Raw genomic sequence first — 6,577 nt, forward strand, 5'->3', positions numbered from 1 at the left:
CTGGATGTCCACCCGGGCAGTCGGTCCCGACCCGAGTCGGCCTGCACGCTACCGTCTGCGTATCGCGGCGGCCATGCTTCCGGGTACGGGGGCCGGGCAGACCTTCTCCCCCGGGCCGCCGGGTCCAGTGTCGGCGGCAGACGTCGGACAGGGGCGTCCCGCGCCGATCCCGGTGCCACGCCGGGTGCTGCCCCATCAGCCCACTCCCCCCACGCCGACGGGGCAGCCCACGCCGCTGGGAGCGCCCATACCGGCGCGGCCGTCCACGCCGACAGGGCAACCCGCGCCGGTGCTTCCCTTTGCGGCGACGGAGCCACCCACGTCGGTGGTCCCGACTCCACCGACGGGGCCGCCCGCGCCGGTGGTGCCGACTCCGCAGATGCGACCGCCCGCTCCGGTGGTCTCGTCCGGGACGTCGGGGCCGCCCGTCCCGGCTCAGCCGCCCACGCCGGTGTCGACGGAACCACCGACGCCGGTGGCGCCTTCGGATGGTTCCGGCCGGGACGCACCGCCGGTCCGCCCGCCGGACCAGTTTCCGGGGTACGGGCCGGAGTCGGCGTACCCGTCGCTCGGGACGGACCCGGTGGACGAGCCGACCGTGCACGTCCGGCAGATCGACCCGCTGCGGTGGGACGAGCCGGTTCGGGAGGGTGCGTCGGGTCATCCGTCCGGGATTCCTGCCGGACCCGACGCCCGCCTATCCGGTGCCCGGCCAACCGACCCCGGCCCCACCGACGCCCCACCGGCCGACCCCGGCCTCACTGGTGCCCCACCGGCCGACCTCGGTCCCGCCGCTGCCCCACCGCCCGGCCCGAGCCCCACCGACGCCCTTCCGGCCGACCCCGGCCCCGGCCCCGGCGGCACCTCACCTGCGGTCCCCCGATCCACCGGCACCTCACCTGCGCCCTTCCGCACCGATGTCCCACCTGCGGCGACCCGACCGGGCGATGCCCCACCGGCTGAGCCCCGACCCACCGGTGTCCCACCTGCGGCGACCCGACCCGACGATGCCCCACCGGCTCAGCCCCACTCCACCGGCGCCCTACCTGCGGCGACCCGACCCGGCGATGCCCCACCGGCTCAGCCCCAACCCACCGGTGCCTTACCTGCGGTTCCCCGATCCAGTGATGTCCCACCGGCGGCCTCCCGGGTGACCGGGTCCCCGGCGGGCGGGGTGGGGCGACGGGGGTGGACGGCGGTGGTGGTCGCCGGGGTGGTGGTAGCGGTCGCCATGGCGGGTGGGGTGGCCGGGGTGATGCTGATCGGCGGGGATTCCGGGTCGCGGCCCGAAGGGGGCTCCGCTCCCCCGGCTGTTGATCCGACGCCCAGCAGCGCGCCCCCGGAGGACCTGGAGCTGCGTGACGACGCGACCACCATCACGATCACCTGGTCGGATCCGACGGACGGTACGGTGCCGTTCATGGTGGCCGGGGGTCGGGCCGGGCGGGCGCTGGGGGTGATGGCCACTGTCGCCCCGGGTGAGACCACCTACACCCTGAACGGGTTGAACTCACGGCTCGACTACTGCTTCACGGTGCTGGCCGTCTACTCGACCGACGTGTTCGCCACCTCCGGTCAGGTGTGCACAGATCGGGGACGGGCCACCCCGAGCCGCTGACGCCGGGACGAGGTCGGTGCCGATCTGTCCCGTGCCGGCACACAGCGGGCGGGCAGCCCGAGCCGCTGATGCGGTGACGAGGTTCGTCTGTGGTGTGCACGCTGGGTATGACCGATGCTGACGGTGCGGGTTCCGCCGTCCTCTGAGGACCCATATGATGTCACCCGGCTCCGGGCTGGTCCGGCCGCTGTCACAGGGCCTACCTGCCGTGACCGACGAGACGGGGAGGCACCCGGCTGTGGCCACTATCGAGGATGCCGGCGACGGCGGTGCCACGCGTTCCCGGCGGGGTCGTCGGATACCTGGTGGCCTGGTCACCATCGGTACGGTGTCCGCCCTGCTGGCGGCGATGGGGTTGACGGTGCTCGGGCTCGGGGCGGCGGACAACGCGGCGGCGAACTATGACGCCTCGTCCTGGTTGTGGAGTTCGGCGCGTAGTGAGATGGCCCGGGTCAACGGGGTGACGGCGCGGGTGGACACCCGGGTGGAGATCCCGGGGGCGCGGCGGCATTCGATGCAGGTGGTGCAGACCGACAAGCAGCTCATTCTGCGGGATCTGGACACCGGTCAGGTGAGTTCGTTGAACCTGGCCACGTTGCAGATCATGGCGACGACGCGGACGACGCCGGGGCTCGGGGTGAGTGTGGCGTTGGACGGGGACGCGGCGTTCGTGGTGGATGCGGTGCAGGGTGTGGTGCGGCAGCTCGATCCTCGGTCGTTGGTGCCGGTGGGTGAGCCGGTGCGGTATCCGCCGGGGATCACCGGTGGGGTGTTCGACGGGGCGGGGCGGTTGTGGGTGGGGGTGCCGAGTGAGGGGACGGTGTCGGCGGTCACGGCGGCGGATCTGCCGGAGAGTCCGGGGCCGTCGGGGGCGGGGTTGAGTCCGAAACAGGTCGCGACGTACGACGTGGCGGACGGCCACCACGAGTTGGTGTTGTCGACGTTGGACGACGGGGTGGCGGTGTTGGACCGGACCCGTGGTGATCTGGTGGCGGTCCGGGACGGGGTGGTGACGCGTACGCCGTTGGGGTTGACCGGGGTGGGTCATCTGCCGCCTCGGACGACGGGGGCGCGGATCCCGGTGACGGTGCCCGGGGAGCGGCAGGTCCACGTGGTCGACGGTGAGCGGGTGCGGACGTTCTCCGTTCCGGGCCGGGGTGATCGGCTGAGTCCGACTGTGGCGTGGGCGGACCGGTTCTACACGGCCGACGAGGCGACCCGGACGATCTATTCGTTCGACGCGTCGGGGCAGGTGGTCGACACCATCCGGGGTGGTAAGGGGATGGCCGGGCCGTTGGAGTTGGAGGTTCGGGAGAACCATCTGTTCATCAACGCCCCGCAGTCGGCGCGGGCTCGGGTGGTCAACGACCGGCACGAGGTTCGTGACGTCGACAAGTACGCCAGTGACGTGCTGGGCGCGGATCCGCCGCAGGAGCCTCCGCCGCCGCCTCCCCCGCCGCCGAAGCCGAAGGTGAGTGCGCCGGGGCCGCCGCGTGACGTCACGGCTGCCGCCGGGGACGGTCGGGCGCGGGTGACGTGGCGTCCGGCTGCCGCCAACGGGGCGCAGATCATGCGGTACGTGGTGGAGGGCGCCGGTCAGCGTCAGGAGGTGGGTGCGAATCAGCGGGCGGTGGAGGTCACCGGGCTGACGAACGGACAGGAGTACCGGTTCTCGGTACACGCGGTGAACGCGAGGGGTGAGGGTCCGGTTCGCCGTACGAACCCTGTGACCCCGACGGCCGAGGTGCCGGACGCGCCGGAGAGCGTGACCGCGTCGGAACGCCCGGACGGGACGGTGGTGGTGACGTGGCCGGCGGCGGACGGGCAGGGCAACACGGTCGCCCGGTATGCGGTGACTGCCACGTCGGCGGGGGCGAACGCGCCGGTGGGTGAGGCGACGGGGACCGAGCTCGTGGTGCGGGCTGGTGAGTTGGAGTACGGCACCCAGTACGCGTTCACGGTGGTGGCGGTGACCGAGGCGGGTGCGGGGTCGAAGGCGTCGCCGGTGAGTAACACGGTGGTGCCGTTCGCCGTTCCGGGCGCGCCTGGTGACCTGTCGGCGGCGACGGTGGCGGATCGGCCGGGGACCGTGTCGGTGCGTTGGTCGGAGGCGGTGGCGAACGGTCGTCCGGTGACCGCGTACCGGGTGGAGGTGGGGGGTCGTCGTAGTGAGGTGACAGACACCCGGGCGACCGTGGAGGGGCTCGGTGACGGGCAGGACGTCACGGTGTCGGTGACGGCTGTCAACGAGGCCGGGGAGGGTCCGGCGGTGACCGGTTCGGCCCGGACGGTGGCTGCGCCCCGGGTGACGGTGACGGGGTCGTCGGTGACTGCGACCTCGGTGACGGTGTCGGTGACCGTGGACGCCGGGGGCGGGGAGGCGACGTGTTCGGTGGGTACGCCTGGTGAGCCGACGGTGTCGGGGTCGTGTTCCCGGTTGACGGTGCCGAACCTGGCCCCGGGTACGGCGTACCCGTTGACGGTGACGGCGAGGAACGCGGCCGGGGAGGGTACCGCGACCCGTCGGGTGTCCACGGAGGCGATGTTCGGGGTGGCGACCTGCGTGAACGGTGCCTCGGGTGACGAGGCGACCTACTGCGACCGGGATCGGGACGGGCGTAACGGCAACGAGATCTTCTCGGTGCCCCGGCAGGACAACGACCGGCAGGTGGGCTGGGCGAAGCCCGGTCGGCGGCTGGAGGCGTACTGCAAGCGTCGGGGCGAGGAGGTCTACGCCTACATCTACAACGACGAGAAGCGCAGCACCTGGTGGGTGCAGGTCGAGTTCGAGGGGAAGAACTACATCCCGTGGGCCTGGCTGAACCTCGAGGGCGGCGACGAGATCAACAGTTTGCCGACCTGCTGACCGACCATCCGAGGAGCCGGACCCCACAGTGAACGCGACTGAGCCGCTCGGCCAGCAGGAGGTGCAGGGCTTCGCCGCCCTGGCCGCCCGGTTGGCGGAGAACATCAACTCGGTGGTGCTGGGCAAGCCGCAGGTGGTCCGGCTGGCCCTGACCGCGCTCTTCGCCCAGGGCCACGTCCTGTTGGAGGACGTTCCGGGGGTCGGGAAGACGACTCTCGCCCGGGCGGTGGCCGCCACGGTGCAGGGTCAGTGGCGGCGGATCCAGTTCACCCCCGACCTGCTCCCCTCGGACGTGGTGGGGGTGACCATCTTCAACCAGGCGACGCGGGGGTTCGAGTTCCATCCGGGTCCGGTGTTCGCCAACATCGTCATCGCCGACGAGATCAACAGGGCGTCGCCGAAGACCCAGTCGGCGCTGCTGGAGGTGATGGAGGAGCGGACGGTCACCGTAGACGGGATTCGTCATCCGGTGCCGCAGCCGTTCCTGGTGGTCGCCACCCAGAATCCGGTGGAGATGGACGGCACGTACCGGCTGCCGGAGGCGCAGCTGGACCGGTTCCTGGTCAAGTTGTCGGTGGGTTACCCGGACGAGGCGGTGGAGGTGGAGGTGCTGCGGGGGGCGACTGTCCGCTCCCCGGAGGCGTTGACCGCGCTGACCGACACGGCCACCGTCGGGGAGATGGTCCGGATGGCCCGCCGGGTCCACATCGCCGAACCCCTCTACGGGTACGCGGTGCGGCTGGCCGCGGCGACCCGCACCCACCAGCACGTCCGGGTGGGGGTGAGCCCTCGCGGGGTGATCGCGTTGACCCGGGCGGCGTGTGCGTACGCGCTGATCGACGGTCGGGGTTGGATCATGCCGGAGGACCTGAAGGCCCTCGTGGAGCCGGTCTTCGCCCATCGGCTGCTGCTCACCCCGGAGGCGCAGGTACGCGGGGTCAGCCCGGCGGAGGTGCTGCGTCAGGCGCTGGCCTCGGTGCCGGTGCCCCTGCCGTCGGGGCAGTCCGCCTCGGCGACCGGCTGACCGGCGGCGTGGGCGTCACCGCCCGGGGTGCCGGGCTGCTCGCCGTCGGTGTCGGGTTCCTCGCGGCCGGGTTCTGGTTCGGGTACCCGGAGTTGACAGTGCTCGGTGCGGTCGCCGCCCTGGCGGTCGGGTATGCGCTGGTCACCGCCGTGTGGCGGCCCCGGTTGGCGGTGTCGCGGCGGGCCGACCCGGACCGGGTGGCCCGGGGGGATCCGGCCTCGATGGTCCTGACGGTCCGCAACGCCGGGCGGCTCCGTTCGACGAGTCTCGTCGCGGAGGACCGGTGTGGGGGTCGGACGGTCGCGGTGCCGCTGCTGCGGTTGCGGCCGGGCCGGGACACGCAGGTGCGCTACGACGTGCCGACGCTGCGTCGGGGGGTGGTGCCGGTCGGCCCGTTGCGGGTGACCCGGCGGGATCCGCTGGGCCTGGTGGAGTTGGCCCGCCCGTACGGGGGGACGGTGCCGGTGTGGGTGCATCCCCGGATCCATCGGTTGTCGGCGACGCCGACGGGGGTGGGGCGGAGCCTGGACGGTCGGGTCGACGCCGTACCGCATGGGTCGATCACCTTCGACTCGTTGCGGGAGTACGTGGTCGGTGACGAGTTGCGTCGGGTGCACTGGCGTACCAGCGCCCGGGTCGGTGAGCTGATGGTGCGGGAGAACGTGGACACCAGTCTGCCGCGCCTCGTGGTGGTGGTGGACAACCGGGAGGCGGCCCACCCGGGGGTGGTGGACGGGGTCGTGGAGTCGTTCGAGTCGGTCTGTGAGGCGGCCGCCTCGGTGGTCAGCGCGGCGTTCCACGCCGACCTGCCTGTCACCCTGCTGTTGGTGGCCCCACAGGCCAGCGGCCTGCCCGACCCGTCGCCGGACGCCGGGACCGACCCCTCCGGCAGCCACGGGATCGACCCGTCCGGCAGCGGCGGAACCAACCCGTCCGGCAGCGGCGGAACCGACCTGTCCCGCACCGACGGGACCGACCCGTCCGGCAGCGGCGGCAGTGACCAGGGTGTCGCCGCGAGCGGCCCGCTGGACCGGTTGGCCGCGGTGCGGTTGGACGGTGGGGACGGCCA

General features: G+C 72.8%; 4 protein-coding genes. All 4 read left to right on the top strand.

The features are described from left to right. The first annotated feature begins 1,150 nt into the window (after nt 1–1,150). On the top strand, nt 1,151–1,618 hold the full coding sequence (locus tag ABT336_RS26455) for a fibronectin type III domain-containing protein (protein ID WP_502891272.1): 468 nt from the start codon (nt 1,151–1,153) through the stop codon (nt 1,616–1,618). Between the two features lie 238 nt (nt 1,619–1,856). Beyond that, nucleotides 1,857–4,484, top strand: coding sequence for a fibronectin type III domain-containing protein (locus tag ABT336_RS26460; RefSeq protein ID WP_350900172.1), 2,628 nt, complete (start codon nt 1,857–1,859; stop codon nt 4,482–4,484). Between the two features lie 28 nt (nt 4,485–4,512). Further along, complete coding sequence (locus tag ABT336_RS26465) at nt 4,513–5,508, top strand: AAA family ATPase (RefSeq protein WP_350900174.1); 996 nt, start codon at nt 4,513–4,515, stop codon at nt 5,506–5,508. Nucleotides 5,509–5,516: 8 nt separating this feature from the next. Then, the coding region (locus tag ABT336_RS26470) for a DUF58 domain-containing protein (protein WP_350900176.1) at nt 5,517–6,577 on the top strand (1,061 nt) is incomplete at its 3' end.

Origin of the sequence: Micromonospora sp. NPDC000207, from assembly GCF_040300925.1 — a bacterium.
In the GTDB taxonomy this organism is placed as follows: domain Bacteria; phylum Actinomycetota; class Actinomycetes; order Mycobacteriales; family Micromonosporaceae; genus Micromonospora.